At 69.4% G+C, this 17,716-nt stretch carries 19 protein-coding genes and 1 riboswitch; of the genes, 12 read left to right on the top strand and 7 right to left on the bottom strand.

Translation table 11 applies throughout. From position 1 onward, the window contains the following. Positions 1-112 precede the first annotated feature (112 nt). Complete coding sequence (locus tag BLS56_RS03670) at positions 113-736, bottom strand: TetR/AcrR family transcriptional regulator (protein WP_091448778.1); 624 nt, start codon at positions 734-736, stop codon at positions 113-115. Between the two features lie 102 nt (positions 737-838). Here BLS56_RS03670 and BLS56_RS03665 point away from each other — a divergent pair, with 102 nt between their 5' ends. From BLS56_RS03665 to BLS56_RS03655, 3 genes are read left to right on the top strand one after another with little or no spacing between them, the layout of a single operon-like run. Then, positions 839-1,990, top strand: coding sequence for an acyl-CoA dehydrogenase family protein (locus BLS56_RS03665; RefSeq protein ID WP_091448121.1), 1,152 nt, complete (start codon positions 839-841; stop codon positions 1,988-1,990). 9 nt (positions 1,991-1,999) lie between these two features. Beyond that, entirely contained in the window at positions 2,000-3,181 is a 1,182-nt protein-coding gene (locus BLS56_RS03660) for an acyl-CoA dehydrogenase family protein (RefSeq protein WP_091448119.1), read from the top strand. A 45-nt stretch (positions 3,182-3,226) separates the two neighbouring features. Then, positions 3,227-4,306, top strand: a complete 1,080-nt coding sequence (locus tag BLS56_RS03655) for an alcohol dehydrogenase catalytic domain-containing protein (protein WP_091448117.1) — start codon at positions 3,227-3,229, stop codon at positions 4,304-4,306. Positions 4,307-4,384: 78 nt separating this feature from the next. On the opposite strand, the gene BLS56_RS03650 is transcribed toward BLS56_RS03655, so the two are convergent. Beyond that, on the bottom strand, positions 4,385-5,143 hold the full coding sequence (locus tag BLS56_RS03650) for a hypothetical protein (protein ID WP_091448115.1): 759 nt from the start codon (positions 5,141-5,143) through the stop codon (positions 4,385-4,387). A 342-nt stretch (positions 5,144-5,485) separates the two neighbouring features. Here BLS56_RS03650 and BLS56_RS03645 point away from each other — a divergent pair, with 342 nt between their 5' ends. The 8 genes from BLS56_RS03645 to BLS56_RS03610 all read left to right on the top strand — a co-directional run bounded on the left by BLS56_RS03645 (position 5,486) and on the right by BLS56_RS03610 (position 13,778). Beyond that, positions 5,486-6,187, top strand: a complete 702-nt coding sequence (locus tag BLS56_RS03645; RefSeq protein WP_091448113.1) for an energy-coupling factor ABC transporter permease — start codon at positions 5,486-5,488, stop codon at positions 6,185-6,187. Next, entirely contained in the window at positions 6,184-6,534 is a 351-nt protein-coding gene (locus BLS56_RS03640) for a PDGLE domain-containing protein (protein ID WP_091448111.1), read from the top strand. Before BLS56_RS03645 ends, BLS56_RS03640 begins: the two co-directional genes overlap by 4 nt. Positions 6,535-6,538: 4 nt before the next feature. Beyond that, positions 6,539-7,285, top strand: coding sequence for a cobalt ECF transporter T component CbiQ (gene cbiQ / locus BLS56_RS03635; protein ID WP_091448109.1), 747 nt, complete (start codon positions 6,539-6,541; stop codon positions 7,283-7,285). Between the two features lie 311 nt (positions 7,286-7,596). Continuing rightward, positions 7,597-8,367: an energy-coupling factor ABC transporter ATP-binding protein gene (locus BLS56_RS03630; RefSeq protein ID WP_091448777.1), complete on the top strand. Its 771-nt coding sequence runs from the start codon at positions 7,597-7,599 to the stop codon at positions 8,365-8,367. A gap of 31 nt (positions 8,368-8,398) precedes the next feature. Then, positions 8,399-8,492: riboswitch (glycine riboswitch) on the top strand. 577 nt (positions 8,493-9,069) lie between these two features. Next, positions 9,070-10,170, top strand: a complete 1,101-nt coding sequence (gcvT, locus tag BLS56_RS03625) for a glycine cleavage system aminomethyltransferase GcvT (RefSeq protein WP_091448108.1) — start codon at positions 9,070-9,072, stop codon at positions 10,168-10,170. A gap of 19 nt (positions 10,171-10,189) precedes the next feature. Then, positions 10,190-10,567, top strand: a complete 378-nt coding sequence (gcvH, locus tag BLS56_RS03620; RefSeq protein WP_091448106.1) for a glycine cleavage system protein GcvH — start codon at positions 10,190-10,192, stop codon at positions 10,565-10,567. 11 nt (positions 10,568-10,578) lie between these two features. Next, complete coding sequence (locus tag BLS56_RS03615) at positions 10,579-11,850, top strand: serine hydroxymethyltransferase (protein WP_091448104.1); 1,272 nt, start codon at positions 10,579-10,581, stop codon at positions 11,848-11,850. 539 nt (positions 11,851-12,389) lie between these two features. Continuing rightward, the gene (locus BLS56_RS03610; RefSeq protein ID WP_091448103.1) at positions 12,390-13,778 is read left to right on the top strand and encodes an L-serine ammonia-lyase; all 1,389 of its coding nucleotides are present in this window, start codon (positions 12,390-12,392) and stop codon (positions 13,776-13,778) included. A 47-nt stretch (positions 13,779-13,825) separates the two neighbouring features. Here BLS56_RS03610 and BLS56_RS03605 read toward each other — a convergent pair whose 3' ends face one another. The 5 genes from BLS56_RS03605 to BLS56_RS03585 form a co-directional block, all read right to left on the bottom strand. Further along, the gene (locus tag BLS56_RS03605; RefSeq protein ID WP_091448102.1) at positions 13,826-14,014 is read right to left on the bottom strand and encodes a hypothetical protein; all 189 of its coding nucleotides are present in this window, start codon (positions 14,012-14,014) and stop codon (positions 13,826-13,828) included. Continuing rightward, complete coding sequence (ku, locus tag BLS56_RS03600) at positions 14,011-14,967, bottom strand: non-homologous end joining protein Ku (RefSeq protein WP_091448100.1); 957 nt, start codon at positions 14,965-14,967, stop codon at positions 14,011-14,013. The genes BLS56_RS03605 and ku overlap by 4 nt, the downstream gene beginning before the upstream one ends. Before the next feature lie 131 nt (positions 14,968-15,098). Continuing rightward, complete coding sequence (locus tag BLS56_RS03595) at positions 15,099-15,893, bottom strand: SigB/SigF/SigG family RNA polymerase sigma factor (RefSeq protein ID WP_091448098.1); 795 nt, start codon at positions 15,891-15,893, stop codon at positions 15,099-15,101. Continuing rightward, positions 15,890-16,414: an ATP-binding protein gene (locus tag BLS56_RS03590; RefSeq protein WP_139190496.1), complete on the bottom strand. Its 525-nt coding sequence runs from the start codon at positions 16,412-16,414 to the stop codon at positions 15,890-15,892. Before BLS56_RS03590 ends, BLS56_RS03595 begins: the two co-directional genes overlap by 4 nt. A 107-nt stretch (positions 16,415-16,521) precedes the next feature. Beyond that, positions 16,522-17,001 (bottom strand): ANTAR domain-containing protein, encoded by a 480-nt coding sequence (locus tag BLS56_RS03585; RefSeq protein WP_091448094.1) that lies wholly within the window; start codon positions 16,999-17,001, stop codon positions 16,522-16,524. Between the two features lie 361 nt (positions 17,002-17,362). Between BLS56_RS03585 and BLS56_RS03580 the strand changes: the two genes are divergently transcribed. Then, entirely contained in the window at positions 17,363-17,674 is a 312-nt protein-coding gene (locus BLS56_RS03580) for an iron-sulfur cluster biosynthesis protein (protein WP_091448092.1), read from the top strand. Positions 17,675-17,716 lie beyond the last annotated feature (42 nt).

Here is a 17,716-nt window from a genome sequence, read left to right as displayed (position 1 = left end):
CCCAGACCTCATTTTGGATGCGTTCTGCAACTAACTATATGCTTCGAGATGCCGCCATTCGCAGTAGCGCGACTGTGACTTGGCTCTCGCGAGCGTCACGTGGGAGCCGCGGTCAGGTCATCCGCGCGTGGAGCGCCGTGAGGCCGTGCACGAACGCGTCGAGGGCGAGTTCAAAGCTGTCCGCGTCGATCTCGTCGGCGTGCTCGCGCAGCCGGTGGGCCTGTCCGAGGTGCGGGTAGCGGTCCACGTACACCTGCACGTCGTCCTCGAAGCCGCGGGAGAACGAGCTTATTGCCGCGCCGAGCACGAGGTACTTGGTCGACGCGCCGATCATCGTCGCGTACCGCGGCGGCCACCCGGCTCCGACGAGGCCGCCGTGCACCGCGTCCGCGCGTTCCAGCGACCGCTCCCGCCGCGCCGGTCCGGTGGCCAGCAGCGGCACCATGTTCGGGTGCGCGGCCAGCGCGGCCCGGTACGACCGCGCCCAGGTGCGCAGGCCGCTCGCCCAGTCGCGGGCGAAGTCGCTGACGTCGACCGCGGCCATGATGTCGTCGGCGATGTCTTGCAGCAGTTCGTCCTTCGTGCCGTAGTGGGTGTAGAGCGAGGGCGCCTGCACGCCCAGCGTGGTCGCCAGCTTGCGCATCGACAGCCCGGCCAGCCCCTCGCGGTCGATCATGTCCAGCGCGGCGGCCCGGATGCGGGGGCGGCTCAGGATGGGGGTGCTCGGCCGTGGCACGTGTGTCTCCCAGGTCACTGCGGCGGTGGTTGCCGTCGATGGTCGGCGGCTCCTATCCTGACTAAACCTAACACCGTATGGTTTGTGGACGGGAGACCCGCGATGGATCTGGCCCTCACTGGCGAGCAGCAGGCGCTGTGGGACCTCGCCAGGGACTTCATCGACCGCGAGGTCGTGCCGAACGCCGCCGAGTGGGACCGGCGCGAGCAGGTCGACCGCGCGATCGTCGGCAAGCTCGGCGAAGTCGGCTTCCTCGGCATGACGCTGCCCGAGGAGTACGGCGGCTCCGGCGGCGACAACCTGAGCTACTGCCTGGTGATGGAAGAGCTCGGGCGCGGCGACTCGGCCATCCGCGGCATCGTCTCGGTCTCCCTCGGCCTGGTCGGCAAGTCGATCGCCGGGTACGGCACCGAGGAGCAGAAGCGGCACTGGCTGCCCCGGATCAGCTCCGGGGAGTCGTTGGCCTGCTTCGGTTTGACCGAGCCCGACACCGGCTCCGACGCGGCGAGCCTGTCGACCCGCGCGGCGCGCGACGGCGGCGACTACGTCCTCACCGGCTCGAAGATGTTCATCACCAACGGAACCTGGGCCGACGTCGCGCTGGTCTTCGCCCGCACCGGCGGCCCCGGCCCCAAGGGGATCAGCGCTTTCCTTGTGCCGACGGACTCTCCTGGCTTCGAGCACCGCGAGATCAAGGGCAAGCTCGGCCTGCGCGGCCAGTCGACCGGCGAGCTGATCCTCGACGGCGTCCGCGTGCCCGAGAGCGCCCGCCTTGGCGATGAGGGCGTCGGTTTCAAGATCGCGATGTCCGCGCTGGACAAGGGCCGGATGTCGGTCGCGGCGGGCTGCGTGGGATTGGCGCGCGGCGCGCTGGAGGCGAGCGTCAAATACGCGGGCGAGCGCATCCAGTTCGGCAAGCCGATCGCCGGTTACCAACTCGTGCAAGAGATGCTGGCTGACATGGCCGTCAACACCGAGGCCGCACGGCTGCTGGTGTGGCGGGTGGCTGACCTGATCGAGCGCGGCCAGCCGTTCGGCACGGCGGCGTCCATGGCCAAGCTCTACGCGAGCGAGAACGCCGTCAGCGCGGCGAATCTCGCCATCCAGGTCTTCGGCGGCTACGGGTATCTCGACGAGTACCCGGTCGCGAAGTTCCTGCGCGACGCCCGCGTGATGACCCTCTACGAGGGCACCAGCCAGATCCAGAAGCTCCTGATCGGCCGCGCGCTGACCGGCGTCAACGCATTCGTCTGAGGTGACCGCATGGATTTCTCACTGAGTTCCGAAGAACGCGAGGTGCGCGACTGGGTGCGCACGTTCGTGCGCAAGGAGATCCAGCCGCTGGAGCAGGAGGTGCTGCGCCGCGAGCGCGCCGGACAGCGCGGCCTGCCCGCGGACGAGCTGCGGGCATTGCAGCTCAAGGCCAAGGAATCCGGCTTCTGGGGCGTGCAGACCCCCGAGGAATACGGCGGCATGGGACTGGGCGCGGTCATGACCGCGCTGCTGGAAGCCGAGCTTGGCCGCTCGTTCGTGCCGTTCCGCTTCGGCGGCGCGGCGGACAACATCTTGTTCTACGCCAACGAAGAGCAGAAGCAGCGCTACCTGCTGCCGACCATCGCCGGTGAGCGCAAGTCCTGCTTCGCCATCACCGAGCCCGGCGCGGGCTCGGACGCCAAGGCGATCCGCACCTCCGCCCGCCGCGACGGCGACGACTGGATCGTCAACGGCGAGAAGACCTTCATCACCGGCGGCAACGAGGCCGACTTCACCATGGTCTTCGCCGTCACAGACGCCGACAAGCACCGCGAAGGACGCGTGGGCGAGTCGGTCACCTGCTTCCTGGTCGACCGCGACCAAGGCTGGCGCTCCGAGCACATCGACACGATGGGGGAGTGGGGCCCGGCCGCGCTGGTGTTCGAGGACGTGCGCGTCCCCCAGGAGAACGTGCTCGGCGAGGTCGGGCGCGGGTTCGAGTTGGCGATGAAGTGGATCGGCCGCGGCCGGTACATGCTGCCCGCGCGGGCGCTCGGCGCGTGCGAGCGGCTGGTGGAGATGGCGATCGAGCAGGCCAACACGCGGGTCACCTTCGGCGAGCCTATCGCCAACCGGCAGGCGATCCAGTGGATGCTCGCCGACTCCGCTGTCGAGATCGAGGCGCTGCGCTGGCTGGTGCTGCACGCGGCCTGGGTGGTCGACCAGGGCGCCGACTCCCGGCACTGGCAGTCCATCGCGAAGCTCTACGGCGGCGTGAAGGCCAACGAGATCGTCGACCGCGTGCTGCAGATCCACGGCGGCATGGGCTACACCCGCGAACTGCCGGTGGAACGGTGGTACCGCGAACTGCGGCTGCTGCGGATCTACGAGGGCACCGACGAGATCCAGCGCAGGACGATCGCCCGCAACCTGCTCAAGGGACACGCGAGCGTGTCGGGGACACTCGGCTGAAACGCTTTCTGAGAACTCTTTCGACAACGCGGGACGAGGAGCGACATGGTCAGGGCGGCAGTGCTGTCGGCGCAGGGAAAGCCGTTGGAGATCACCGAGGTCGTGCTGCCGGAGCCAGGACCGGGCCAGGTCCGCGTCCGCGTCGCCGCCGCTGGGGTGTGCCACTCGGACCTCTCCCTCGCCAACGGCACGCTGCGCCAGCCGGTGCCCGCGGTGCTCGGGCACGAGGGCGCGGGCGTCGTGGTGTCGGTCGGGACCGGGGTCACCCGGGTCGAGCCGGGCGACCACGTGCTGCTGAACTGGGCGCCGCCGTGCCGCGAGTGCTGGTTCTGCGAGGCGGGCGAGCCCTACCTGTGCGCCCACGCCTCCGACGCCGCGGAAGTGCCCTACGGCACGCTGTCCGACGGCACACCGCTCTACCCGGGGTTGGGAACGGGCGCGTTCGCCGAGGAGACGATCGTGCCCGAGCGCGGCGCGGTGAAGATCCCCGTGGACGTGCCGCTGGAGCAGGCGGCCGTGCTCGGCTGCGCCGTGCTCACCGGCGCGGGCGCGGTGTTCAACACCGCCCAGGTGAGCACGGGCCAGGCGGTCGTGGTGGTCGGCGTCGGCGGCATCGGCCTGTCGGTGCTGCAAGCGGCCCGGATCGCGGGCGCGTCCCCGATCATCGCCGTCGACGTGCACGAGTCGAAGTCCGACCTGGCCCTGTCCCAGGGGGCGACGCACTTCCTGGTCTCCGGCGACAAGACAGCCAAGGCCGTCCGCTCGCTCACCGATGGCCGCGGCGCCGACGTCGCCTTCGAGTGCGTCGGTATGCCCGCGACGATCCGTACGGCGTGGTCGTCAAGCAGGCGCGGCGGCAAGGTCGTGGTGGTCGGCGTCGGCTCGGCCAAGGCGATGGTCGAGTTCAGCGCGCTTGAGCTGTACTGGATGGGCCGGACGCTCACCGGCTGCCTGTTCGGCTCGACCGACCCCGACACCGACGTGCCCCGGCTACTCGGCCTGGTCGGCTCGGGCCAGCTTGACGTCGCGGGCCTGGTCACCACCGTCACCGACCTCGACGGCATCGAGGGCGCCTTCGAGGACATGCGCCAGGGCCGGGGCGGCCGGACGCTCGTGCGCTTCTGACGCCGCCGTTTCGCGAAGCAACCCCGTCCGAGCGTCACTCTCGGGCGGGGTTGCGCGCACTGGCCTCAGCGAGTGCTGTCAGTGTTTGACCGGTGTCCGAGCATCGGATTCCCGGCTCTGGGATGGCACCTGCGCGTTCATCTTCAGCGTGATCTGGGCGTTTTCGGAATCAAGCACGCTGTCCGCGTTGAACCAGATGTGCTGGTTGCCGTCACCAGGGATGTAGAACGTCTTTTCCGAATCGGTCACTGGTTTGGTCGTCACCATTTTCGGGGTGACAGATTGGGTTAGTAGTTTGATGTTGTTGTCGACGTCCGCGATCTTGTTGAGCAGGTAGACGGTTGCCGTCTGGTCTTCGATTTGTGTGACCGCGAACTGGGCTTTGCCGCTGCTGAGCGTCAGCGCGTGCTCCGTTTCGGCCAGGGTCGCGTAGAATCGGCTGAATTGCTTGAAGTCGTATGTGGTACCGGCCTGGACATCCAAATTTTGGTTCACTGTCAGGCAACTGGTGTCCACCGGCATGGACGCGCTGCCGATGTAGCTGGTGATCTGCGCGTTCTCCTGGTCCTTCGGGATGGAGGCCGTGACCTTTCCCGAGGTGTCTCCACCCCAGACGAACACGACTATCGCCAGTCCCATGTTGTTCGTCGCACCCGGGACCTTGACATCATCGGATTTGTCGTTGGCCCATGAGATGTGCACTGTCGCGGGATTGTCGTTGCGGTTCGAGTTGTAGAAGAAGAAGGCGTAAAGCTCGCTTTTATTGAGATTGTGGATCGTTGCGGAGTCGTTCGCCTTGAGGGTGACGCATCCGCCCTGGTCCCAGTTGTAATCCATGTCGTTCGAGCCTTTCTGAGGGTGCTGGCGATTGAGTGTGTGACGACGTGGCCAGATACGGCTTCTTATCCGTCGTCAGGTGATTTCTCTGCTTCCAGTGTGTCCCAATCGGGTTCACCCTGCGACCCGCTGCGGGGTTGTCATGCGGACGTGCGGCAGGCTTACACCTGTGGGTTAGAGAGCGACCACGCGCGGGGTGATGGCGCGGGGACGGCGACCTGCCGCCACTCGGACTAGCGAGCCTCACCGGCCTGAGCGTCACTCGCAGGGCTTAGGCAGTTGCCACTGTGTGGCGGTAAGGTTTACCGGACAACCAAGTCCGAGCGTGCCGCTAGGAGGGCCATGACCACCCCGGTCGCCATGCACATGAGCGATGGCCTCGTGAACTCCCCGACGGCGCTGCTGTTCATCGGGATCGCCGCGGTCGGGGTCGCGGTCGCCGCGGCCAAGGCACGCGCGGACCTCGACGACCGGACCGCGCCGATGGCGGGGCTGGTCGCCGCGTTCGTGTTCGCCACGCAGATGATCAACTTTCCGGTGCTGCCCGGGGTGAGCGGGCACCTGCTGGGCGGGGCGCTGGCCGCGATCCTCGTCGGGCCGTGGGTCGGGGCGCTGTGCGTGTCGATCGTCCTGGTCGTGCAGGCGCTGGTGTTCGCCGACGGCGGGCTGACCGCGCTGGGCGCCAACGTCACCAACATGGCGCTCATCGGCACCGTGGCGGGCTTCCTCGTGGCCGTCGCGCTCCGGCGGTTCGCGGCCAGGGGCAAGAGCGCGCTGGTGGCCGTCGCCTTCATCGCGGCCCTGGTGAACACGGTCGCCGCGGCACTCGGGTTCGTGCTGGAGTTCGCCATCGGCGGCGACGCCGCCTTCAGCCTCGGCGGGGTCGCGGCCACGGTGGTCGGCGTCCACGTCCTGATCGGCGTCGGCGAGGGGATCATCACCGCGCTCACCGTCGCCGCCGTCGCCGCCGTGCGGCCCGACCTCGTCTACCTCCTGCGCGGCACGCAGCGGCCGTTGGAGCTGCGCGAAAGGAGCGCCGCGTGACCAAGGCCAACAAGCGGAACCTCGGCTTCCTGCTCGGATTCCTCGCCGTGGCGCTCGTCGTGGCGGGAGCGCTTTCCTACTTCGCCGACTCCGACCCCGACGGCCTCGACCACGCCACCCTCTCCGGCTGCCAGGTAGTCGAGACCGACCAGGGCGAGCGGCTTGACGGCTCCTGCATAGCCCAGAACGCCCAAGAGCACCGCCTGGGAACCGGACCACTTGCCGACTACGCGGTAAACGGCGGCGAAGGAACTACCGGTCTCGCGGGAGTGATCGGCGTCGTGGTCACCGTCATCCTGGCGGGCGGCCTGTTCTGGCTCCTGCGCAGGCGCCCGGCGAAGGAGTAGGCCGGTGCCGCTGCTGCACCGGCCGGACGACACCCCGGCGCACCGGCTGCCACCCCAGGTCAAGATCGTCGCCGCCCTCGCCGCGGTGCTCTGCGTCGTGTCAACACCGAGAGAGCGGTTCTGGGCGTTCGGTCTCTACCTGGCGCTCTTGTCCGCGGTCTGGGTGATCGCCCGCATCCCGCCCCGCTGGATCGCGACCCGCGCGCTCATCGAGGTCCCGTTCGTCGTCCTCGCCTTGGCCCTCCCGTTCGTGGCGGGCGGGCCGAGAGTGGAGGTGCTGGGCGTGGCGGTGTCCGAACCGGGCGCGCTCGCGGGCTGGAACATCCTGGCCAAGGGCACCCTCGGCGTCCTGGTGTCGCTGACCCTGGCCGCCACGACCTCCCCCCGCGACCTGATCGTCGGCCTCCACCGGCTGCGGGTGCCCACCATGGTGATCACCATCGCCACCCTGATGCTGCGCTACCTCGAGGTCATCGCCGACGAGGCCAAACGGATGCGCACCGCCCGGATCTGCCGCGGCCACGACCCCCGGTTCCTCTGGCAGGTCGGCGCCACCGCCCGAGGCATCGGCACGCTGTTCGTCCGCAGCTACGAGCGGGGCGAACGCGTGCACCTGGCCATGGTCTCCCGCGGCTGGACGGGCGCCATGCCCGACAGCGGACGAACCCCGACGAGCCGGACAACCTGGGCGGCCGGACTCGCGCCCGCCGCCTTGGCCGCTGTCGTGCTGGGGGCCGCCCTATGGCCGTGACCCGGATTCCGGCGGCCGCGGACGGCAGTGCTGTCCTGCCGTGTCGCTGGCTTGCTGTCTTGGCCACGTGCTGTCATTCGCCGCTGTCGCAGTGGTGATCTCGTGGCGCTGACTCGCTGGGCGTCGGTATCGGGCGGCGTTGGTATCAGGCGGCGGTGTTGTCGTGCCGGTGTCGCTGTTGGGCTCCGCTGGTGTGGTGGGGGTGGTTTCGTGGCGTTGAGTCGGGAGGTCTCGGTGGTACTGGACAGCGGTGCGGCCGAGCCCGCGTTGCCTGCCTGCCGGGTCGCTGCCGTGGGGGTGGTCTCGTGGCGCTGACTCAGGAGGTCCCTGCGGAACCGGGTGGCGGCACGGCTCCGCCCGCGCTGCTGGTCGACCGGCTCGCCTACGCCTACCCCGACGGCCACCAGGCCCTGTTCGGCATCGACCTGCGAGTCGAGCCGGGGGAGCGGGTCGCGGTGCTCGGTCCCAACGGGGCGGGCAAGACCACCTTGGTCCTGCACCTCAACGGTGTGCTGAGCGGCGGCCAAGGCCGCGTCGAGGTCGCCGGGCTCCCGCTGACCAAGCGCACCCTGCGCGAGATCCGCAGGCGCGTCGGCATCGTCTTCCAGGACCCCGACGACCAGCTGTTCATGCCCACCGTCCGTGACGACGTCGCCTTCGGCCCAGCCAACTTCGGCCTGCGCGGCCCCGACCTGGACGCCCGCGTCACCCAGGCGCTCGACGCCGTCGGCATGACCGCCCACGCCGACCGCTCCCCCCTGCACCTCTCCGGCGGCCAACGCCGCCGCGTCGCCCTGGCCACCGTCCTCGCCTGCGACCCGGAGATCCTCGTCCTCGACGAGCCATCGGCCAACCTGGAACCAGTCGCCCGCCGCGAACTGGCCGAAGTCCTCCTCGCCCTGAACCGCACCATGCTCATGGTCACCCACGACCTGCCCTACGCCCTGCAACTGTGCCCCCGCAGCGTCCTCATAGACGACGGCGTGATCGTCGCCGACGCCCCAACCCGCGACCTCCTGTCCGACCCCGCCCTACTCGCCGCCCACCGGCTCGAACTTCCGTTCGGCTTCCGCCTGGACTAGTCTCGCCCCACAACCGAACATCGGGCCGTCACGAGCCGGAACGGGAGAGCCCCCGCCCACCGAGGCAGGGCACCGAAGGAGCAAACTCCCCGGAATCTCTCAGGTAAAGCGACCGTTCCAGGCCAGGCCACTCTGAAAAGCAGGCGCCCTTCGGCGCCTCACCCACGGTGCAAGCCGCTATCGGCGGCGAAGCTCTCAGGTCCCATGACAGAGGGGGAGTTCCACCACAGGACAGAGACATGTCCTGTCGTACCCAAGGAGCTCCCGGTGCCCGCCGTTCCCCCAGCACCCCCACGTCCCAAGACCACCTCCGGGACTTCCCAACCAGCCTGGCCGCCACCGCCACACCCACTCGCCCACCACCGGGCCGCACCAGCGCCCGCCCAGTGCTCGATGGGGTGGAGTGGTTTCTTCGGGGGTGAAGGAAGATCCCTGAACTCGCCGTGGTCGTGGGGCCGAAGGCACCCCACCCGTCTTTCCCACGACGGGATCTTCCTTCGCAGGGGCTCCGAAGAAACCACTCCACCCCATCGAGCCAACCCACGAGAGTCCGCTTATCAGACAACGCGAAAACGCGCAAGCGAGCTATCCACACAGCCCCGATTCATCCACAGCCCGCCAGACCGAGCGGCATTCGCCCGCCCCGCATGTCACGCTGCGAAAAAGACAGATTCCCGGCGCGCCGAAGGAGACCGAACTTCCATGAGCACACTCTCCCCGCTGCACGCGGTGCACGAGGCATTGGGCGCCTCGTTCACCGACTTCGCAGGCTGGGCGATGCCCCTGCGGTACGGCAGCGAGCTTGCCGAGCACAAGGCAGTGCGCACCGCCGCGGGCATCTTCGACCTCAGCCACATGGGCGAGATCGAGCTCACCGGCCCGGAAGCGGCCCAGGCGCTCGACTACGCGCTCGTCGGCAATCTGTCGGCCGTCAAACCGGGCCGCGCCCGGTACACGATGATCTGCGACGAAGACGGCGGCGTGCTCGACGACCTGGTCGTCTACCGGCTCGCCGACGACCGGTTCATGGTGGTGGCGAACGCCTCGAACGCCGCGACGGTCGCCACCGCGCTGCGGGAGCGGGCCGCCGGGTTCTCCGTCGAGGTGGACGACCAGTCGGCGAGTGTGGCGTTGATCGCTGTGCAGGGGCCCGCCTCGCCCGCCATCGTCGGCCCGGTCACCGGGGCCGACCTGGTGTCGCTGGCCTACTACGCCGCCGTCCCGGCGCGTGTCGCCGGGCACGAGGTGCTGCTCGCCCGCACCGGCTACACCGGCGAGGACGGGTTCGAGCTGTACGTCGAGGGCGCGAACGCGGCCGAGGTCTGGCAGGCGCTGGCCGACGCGGGCGCGGAGCACGGCCTGGTCCCGGCCGGTCTGGCCTGCCGCGACACCCTGCGGCTGGAGGCGGGGATGCCGCTCTATGGCAATGAACTCGGCGTCGAACTGACCCCGTTCGACGCGGGTCTGGGCCGGGTCGTGAAGTTCGACAAGCCCGGTGATTTCGTCGGCCGCGCCGCCCTGGAGCGCCGCCGGGACGCCGATGTGGACAGTCGGGTGCTGGTCGGCCTGGTCGGCAGCGGCAGGCGTGCTCCCCGCCACGGTTACGCGGTTGCCGACAGCGACGGCAACCGGGTCGGTACGGTCACCAGCGGCGCTCTCTCGCCGACGCTCGGCCACCCCATCGCGATGGCGTACGTGCCGGTCTCGGTCAGCGAGCCGGGCACCGCGCTGACGGTCGACATCCGCGGCACGGTCGCCCCGGTCGAGGTCGTCAAGCTGCCCTTCTACAAGCGTCCCGCCTGATCAGGAGAATCACGACAGCATGAGCATTCCGGAGAACCTCGGCTATACCGAGGAGCACGAGTGGGTCGACCTCGCCGACTCGGGCGTGGCCACCGTCGGCATCACCGAGTTCGCGGCCAAGAACCTCGGCGACGTGGTCTTCGTGCAGCTTCCCGAGGTCGGCGCGAAGATCACCCGGGGCGAGCCGTGCGGCGAGGTCGAGTCCGTCAAGGCGGTCTCCGAGCTGTACTCGCCGGTCGACGGCGAGGTCGTGGAGATCAACGAGGCCGTGATCGACAGCCCCGAGCTGGTCAACACCGACCCCTACGGCGACGGCTGGATGTTCCGCGCCCGGGTGGCCGAGGAACCCGACCTGCTCGACGCCGCCGCGTACGACGCGCTGACCAAGGAAAGCTGAGGAACAACCGGATGAGCACCTTCGGACAGCCCCTGGCCGAGGTAGACCCCGAGGTCGCCGCGGCGGTCGACGCCGAACTGCGCCGCCAGCAGTCCACCCTGGAGATGATCGCCTCGGAGAACTTCGCCCCGGTGGGCGTGCTCGAGGCGCAGGGCTCGGTCCTGACCAACAAGTACGCCGAGGGCTACCCCGGCCGCCGCTACTACGGCGGCTGCGAGCACGTCGACGTCATCGAGCAACTCGCGATCGACCGGGTCAAGGCCCTCTTCGGCGCCGAGCACGCCAACGTGCAGCCGCACTCCGGCGCGCAGGCCAACGCCGCCGCCATGGTGTCGGTCCTGAACCCGGGCGACACGATCCTCGGCCTCGACCTCGCCCACGGCGGGCACCTGACGCACGGCATGCGGATCAACTTCTCCGGCAAGCTCTACAACGTCGTCGCCTACCACGTCGACAAGGACAGCGGCCGGGTCGACATGGCCGAGGTCGAGCGGCTGGCGCGGGAGAGCAAGCCGAAGCTGATCATCGCGGGCTGGTCGGCCTACCCCCGCCAGCTCGACTTCGCCGAGTTCCGCCGGATCGCGGACTCGGTCGGCGCGCTGCTCATGGTCGACATGGCGCACTTCGCCGGGCTCGTCGCCGCCGGGCTGCACCCCAACCCGGTGCCGCACGCGCACCTGGTCACCACGACCACCCACAAGACGCTCGGCGGCCCGCGCGGCGGTGTCGTGCTGTCCACCCAGGAGCTCGCCAAGAAGGTCAACTCAGCGGTGTTCCCCGGGCAGCAGGGCGGGCCGCTTGAGCACGTGATCGCCGCGAAGGCGGTCGCCTTCAAGATCGCCGCGACCGAGGAGTTCGCCGAACGCCAGCGCCGCGTGCTCGACGGCGCCCGCATCCTGGCCGAACGCCTGTCCGCCCCGGACTGCGCTGCGGCGGGCGTCAAGGTGCTGACCGGCGGCACCGACGTCCACCTGGTCCTGGTCGACCTGGTCGACTCCCAGCTGGACGGGCAGCAGGCCGAGGACCGCCTGCACTCGGTGGGCATCACGGTCAACCGCAACGCGGTCCCGTTCGACCCCCGGCCGCCGATGATCACCTCGGGGCTGCGCATCGGCACCCCGGCGCTGGCCACGCGCGGTTTCGACGCCGACGACTTCACCGAGGTCGCCGACATCATCGCCACCGCGCTGCGCCCGGACTTCGACGATGACTCCAGCAGGCAGTTGCGCGACCGGGTGGACCTGCTGGTCAAGCGGCGGCCTCTCTATCCGGAGACTGCCTGATCTATCCGCGTTGGGCACCGCGCCTCACTCCTGGCGCGGGTCCCGGCGCGGGGCTGGCCCGGGGCTGGGTTGGGTTGGGTTGGGTGGGTTGGCTCGATGGGGGTGGAGTGGTTTCTTCGGGGCCCCTACGAAGGAAGATCCGTCGTGGGGAAAGACGGGTGGGGTGCCTTCGGCCCCACGACCACGGCGAGTTCAGGCATCTTCCTTCACCCCCGAAGAAACCACTCCACCCCATCGAGCACCTGGCAGGGCTGGTGCTGCCTGGCAGCGGGCGAGTTCGCTCATCCACCCCATTGAGCACTTGCGAGCCTCGGTCTGGCTGACGGGTGGGGCAGTGGCAGGTGGGCCGGTTGCTGGGTGCGCGGTGGTGGTGACTGTGGTGTCGGTGTGCGGGCACCGTGCCGGAACCGGTCGGTGAAGGTGCACAGTGGAGATATCTAGATGCCCGCCCCACCCGGAGGCGGGTGGATTGACGGTCTTGGAGGCGTGTGCCGCGATCCGGTGCGTGTTTCTCTGCCGTTCTGTGATGGAGGTGTGTCGTGGCGGTCAGCGTCTTCGACCTGTTCAGTATCGGGATCGGACCATCCAGTTCGCACACGGTGGGGCCGATGCGGGCGGCGCTGACCTTCGCTGAGGGGTTGCGTGGCGATGGCTTGCTCGACTCGGTGGCGCGGGTGCGGGTGGAGCTGTTCGGGTCGCTTGGGGCGACGGGGCATGGGCACGGCAGTGACAAGGCGGTGTTGCTGGGGTTGGAAGGCGAGCGGCCGGAGGATGTCGACACCGACAGCGTCGCGCGGCGGGTCGCGGGGATTCGGGAGTCGGGGACGCTCACGGTGCTGGGGGTTCGTCCGGTCGCGTTCGCCGAGGATCGGGGCGGCGGTGATGGCGACCTGGTCATGCACCGCCGTCGGGCGCTTCCCCTGCACCCCAACGGCATGGTCTTCCGCGCCTGGGACCCGGCGGGGGTGGAACTGGCGGAGCGCACGTACTACTCGGTCGGTGGCGGGTTCGTCCTGACCGAGGACTCGGCAGGTGGGCCGGTCATCTCCGCCGACACCACCCCGGTCCCGTTTCCGTTCCGCACGGCCGCCGAGCTGTTGGCCCACTGCGAACGCCACGACCTCACCATCGCCCAGGTCATGCTGCGCAACGAGATGGTGTGGCGCACCGAGGCCGAGGTCCGCGCGGGCCTGCTGCGGATCTGGCAGGTCATGCGGGACAGCGTCGCCCGGGGCTGCGCGCGCGACGGCGTGCTGCCCGGCGGCCTCAAGGTCCCCCGCCGCGCGAAGTCGTTGCACGCCAAGCTGGTGGCCGAAGACGGCGTGGGCGACCCGCTCTATGTGATGGACTGGGTGAGCCTGTTCGCGCTGGCCGTCAACGAGGAGAACGCGTCCGGCGGCCGGATCGTCACCGCCCCCACCAACGGCGCGGCGGGCATCATCCCCGCCGTCCTGCACTACTACACGCGCTTCCTGCCCGACCCGACCGACGACGGCGTGCTGGAGTTCCTGCTGACCGCGGCCGCGATCGGCGTGGTGCTCAAGGAGACCGGCTCGATCTCCGGCGCCGAGGTCGGCTGCCAGGGCGAAGTCGGCTCGGCGTGCGCGATGGCCGCTGCGGGCCTCACCGCGGTCCTCGGCGGCTCGGTCGCCCAGGTGGAGAACGCCGCCGAGATCGGCCTCGAACACCACCTCGGCCTGACCTGCGACCCGGTCGGCGGCTTGGTCCAGATCCCCTGTATCGAACGCAACGCGGTCGGCTCCACCAAGGCCATCAACGCCTCCCGCATGGCCCTGCGCGGCGACGGCACCCACGTCGTCCACCTGGACAAGGTCATCAAGACCATGCGCGAAACCGGCGCCGACATGCACACCAAGTACAAGGAGACCGCCCGCGGCGGCCTGGCCCTCAACGTCATCGAATGCTGAAACGCTGTCTCAGTCGGCCGATCTCGCGCTCGGCGAGCTGAGCGGGGTCAGGCGGCGGTCGAGACTGAGGACGATGACGGCTCGTCGATCTCGGTGGCGTCGAGCACCAGGGTGTGCCGGGCAACGTCCAGGTCCTGGCAGTCGGGGTCGGTGCAGTCGAGGGTGAGGATGTCGACTATCAGGGTGCCGTGGCAGTGGCTGACCCCTTGCTCGCAGGAGACGCACGTCGGCGTCACGAGGCCCTCCTCGGTTGGGAGCCCGCGCCCCCGGCCGTTTTCACCGCCTTTTCCAGTTCGGCGCGGCTCATCTTGGAGCGACCCTTGATGTCCAGGTCCCGGGCTCGCTTGTCCAGCTCTGACTTGCTCAGGCTAGACAAGTCTTCCGCCTTCTCCGCGGAACCGCCCCGGCGTTTCGTCCGGCTTTCCACACTCTTGCTCAACGCCTCGAACAGGTCCACGACCTTGGTCGGGGTGCTGGGGGCGGCCTCGCTGACGATCTCGCGGCCTTCCTTCTTGTCCTCGATCAGCTGCTCGACCCGCTGGGTGAACGTGTCGTGGTAGTTCTCCGGCTCCCATTCCTCGGTCATGGAATCGATCAGGCTGATCGCCATGTCCAGTTCCTTGCCGCGCGCCGGAATGATCTCCGGCAGCGACTTGAGTTCCTTCGCCGGGTCGCGGATGTCCTCCGCGAACAGCATAGTCGTCAGGATCAGCAGGTCGTCGCCCGCGCGGATGGCGGTCAGGTACTCCTTGCCGCGCATCACGAAGGTGGCGATGCCCGCCCGGTTGGTCTTGCGCATGGCCTGGAGCAGGAGGCTGTACGCCTTGCCGTACTCCTCTTTCGCCGGGGCCAGCCAGTAGGTCTTCTGGAAGTGGATCGGGTCGATCTCGTCCAGGTCGACAAAGGCGGAGATATCGATCGTCCGGGAGCGGCCGGGGGCGATCTGGTCGAGTTCGTCCGGCTCGATGATGACGTAGTCGCCGCCGCCGATCTCCGCGCCCTTGACGATGTCGGGGAAGGCGACCTCCTTGCCGGTGCGCTCGTTGATGCGCTTGTAACGAATGCGGTCGGAGGTGCCGCGCTCGAACTGCCGGAAGCTGATCGTGTGGTCCTCGGTCGCCCCGTACAACTCCACCGGGACCGTCACGAGCCCGAAGTTGATCGCTCCGTTCCAAATCGGCCGCGCCACCGTGCCTCCCCGGCTCCGTCGTCTGCTCCAGTGTGGACCACGAACACCCGGAAAGTCCTGTTCAAACCGCTGCTACGCACGTATCGGCGGCCGTTCGGCGCGATCGAGCGCGGCAGTGGGCGGCGCGCCGGTCAGCGGTCGGGCTCGGCGACGAGTCCTTCCCGCAGGGTCTCCAGGGTGCGGCTCAGCAGGCGGGAGACGTGCATCTGCGACACCCCGATCTTCTCGGCGATCTGGGTCTGCGTCATGTTCTTGAAGAACCGCAGCATCAGGATCCGGCGCTCGCGTTCGGGCAGCCGCTCGATCAGCGGGCGCAGCGACTCGTGGTCCTCGATGCCGCTGAGCGCGGCGTCGTCCTCGCCGAGGGTGTCGGCCAGCGGGTCGGAGTCCGGGTCGCCGGAGGACAGCGCCTCGTCCAGCGAGACCGACTGGTAGACCTGCCCGGCTTCCAGGCCCTCGTAGACCTCTTCGCGGGTCATCCCGAGGTGCTGGGCGATCTCGCTGGGCGTCGGCGCGCGCCCCAGCCGCTGGGAAAGCTCGTTGCCCGCCGCGCTGATCGTCAGGTGCAGTTCCTTGAGCCTGCGCGGCACCCGCACCGACCAGGCCGTGTCCCGGAAGTAGCGCCGGACCTCGCCCATGATGGTGGGCACCGCATACGACAGGAAGTCGATCCCACGCCCCGGGTCGAACCGGTCGACGGCGTGGATCAGGCCGACCGTGGCCACCTGGGTGAGGTCTTCCCGGGCGACGCCGCGATGGGCGAACCGCATGGCGATGTGCTCGGCCAGCGGGAGGTGCCCGGTGACCAGTTTGTCGCGCACGGTCTCGCGGCGCGGGTCTTGCGGGCAGAGTTCAGCCAATTCGGTGAACAGGGGGGCCAAGTGCGTGTACTCGTGCCCGGCGCTGGTGTGCGATGCTGTGCTCACCCCACGCCCGCCGTTCGCTCACGGCGGACCGAGATCCCCACCACCGGCGACCCGTCTTCGCCGCGCCGCGACCAGCAGGCGGCCCGGTCGGTCAGGGTGGCCAGCACCCGCCAGGCGAACGAGCCGGTGTCGGGCAGGTCGCCGCCCTTGGCCGCGGTGTGCGCCTCGAAGCACAGGGAGCCGCCCTCCCGGGCGAACACACAGGCGAGGGTCGCCTTGGGCGCGGCAAGGCCGATCAGCGTGGAGCACACCTCGTTCACCGCGAGGGTGAGGTCGGAGATGGCGTCGAGGTCGTGGTCGAGCATGGCCGCCACGTTCGCGGCGACCGACCGCACGATCGGCAGGCTGTCCAGCTCGGCGCTGAGCCGAAGCTCCACGCGTTCGCTCACCGGCAGCTCCGCCCTGGGCACCGGCACGTTCAGCACACCGCCGGACCGGGGCATCCGGCCCGCGACGCCATGTCCCGCCGTATGTCCCGCCGTGCGCTTCCCGGTGGTGAAGTCCCCGCTGGGCCCGGTCATCGAGTCATCCCCGTCATGTGCGATGGGTACCCGCCTACCGCCCCGGAGACACCTTCGCGTCCGCGTGGCTCTCATCTCAGCCTCCTCGTCGACCGGCTCCCGTTCGGCTAGGAGCGGGCGCCGGAGCCGTCCGCTATCGGCCCCAAGATGTCGTAGGGCGGCACCCAGCCCTGCTCGACCAGCACCCGGTACAGGTCGTGCATGGCCCGCTCCAGTTCGTCTGGCTCTCCTCCCGCGGCCACGAGCGCCCGCGCGGCGTCGAGCAGCGCCTCGTCCAGGCGCAGCGGCTCCGCGCCGGGGTCGTCTGGCTCATCGGCCCCGGTGTTGCGCCGCAGGTACGCGTCCAGCGGCTCGATCGCGGGCTCGGCGAACATCCCCACCACCAAGTGCGCCACCCGGTGCAGCTTGGTGTTGTACTGCTGGGACAGTCGCACGAGCGCGTCGAATGCCTCCTTCGGCGAGCACCTGCGCAGCACCACGAGCACGCCCATGGCCTGCTCGATCGTCGCACGGGTGCGCAAAGCGCGCCGCAGACCGTCCAACTCGGACTGCAACTGGGCGACCCGCGTGGTGGGGTCCAGGCTCACCGGCGCCCTCCGGCCTGCACTGGCGGTGTCCGCAGCGCGCTGCCCATGAAGCTTCCTCCCGGTCGCCGTCGAGTTCACGAGTCCACGCGAGCGAGAGGGGGACGCGTCGAGAGCGACCGACGCCGAGAACCGGCGGGTCTGACAACACGCAGCCACTCGCTTCACGCGAGCGCCGGGCGGCGACAGTCGGCGTCGGCCCGGCGCGCTGCGGCTGCTTGCTCAACCGCTACCGGAGCACTCTAAAGATCACGCCGAACGGGGCACAAGGCAGGGTCCGCGCTCCACCCGGCGAGCCGCTCCCGGTCCCTCTACGGTGGGTCGGGCAAGCCGCACGAGAAGGTGACACGGAAAGGAGCCAGACATGCTGGCGGTGACAGAAGCGGCAGCCGACGCGATCAGCGCGTTGACGGCGCAGGACGGGTTGGCCGGTCAGGGTGGGCTGCGGTTCACCCTGGTCACACCCGAGGTGGACGGCGCCCCGATAGCGGTGGCGCTGGCCCAGGAGCCGGTGGCGGGCGACCAGGTGGTTCGCGCGACCGCGGGCGCGCAGGTCTTCCTCGAGCCGGGAGCCGCGGAACTGCTCTCGGACAAGGTCCTCGATGTGCAGCAGGACGCCGAGGGGCAACTCAACTTCGCGGTGCTCGAACAGCGGGACACACCGCCCGCGATGTGATGTGCACTATCAGGTGATTGAAACCACCTGACCCGGGTAATC

The sequence above is a fragment of the Actinokineospora iranica genome (assembly GCF_900101685.1).
In the GTDB taxonomy this organism is placed as follows: Bacteria; Actinomycetota; Actinomycetes; order Mycobacteriales; family Pseudonocardiaceae; genus Actinokineospora; species Actinokineospora iranica.
The sequence above is the reverse complement of the archived record's forward strand: the minus strand, read 5'-3'. Positions and strand labels throughout refer to the sequence as shown.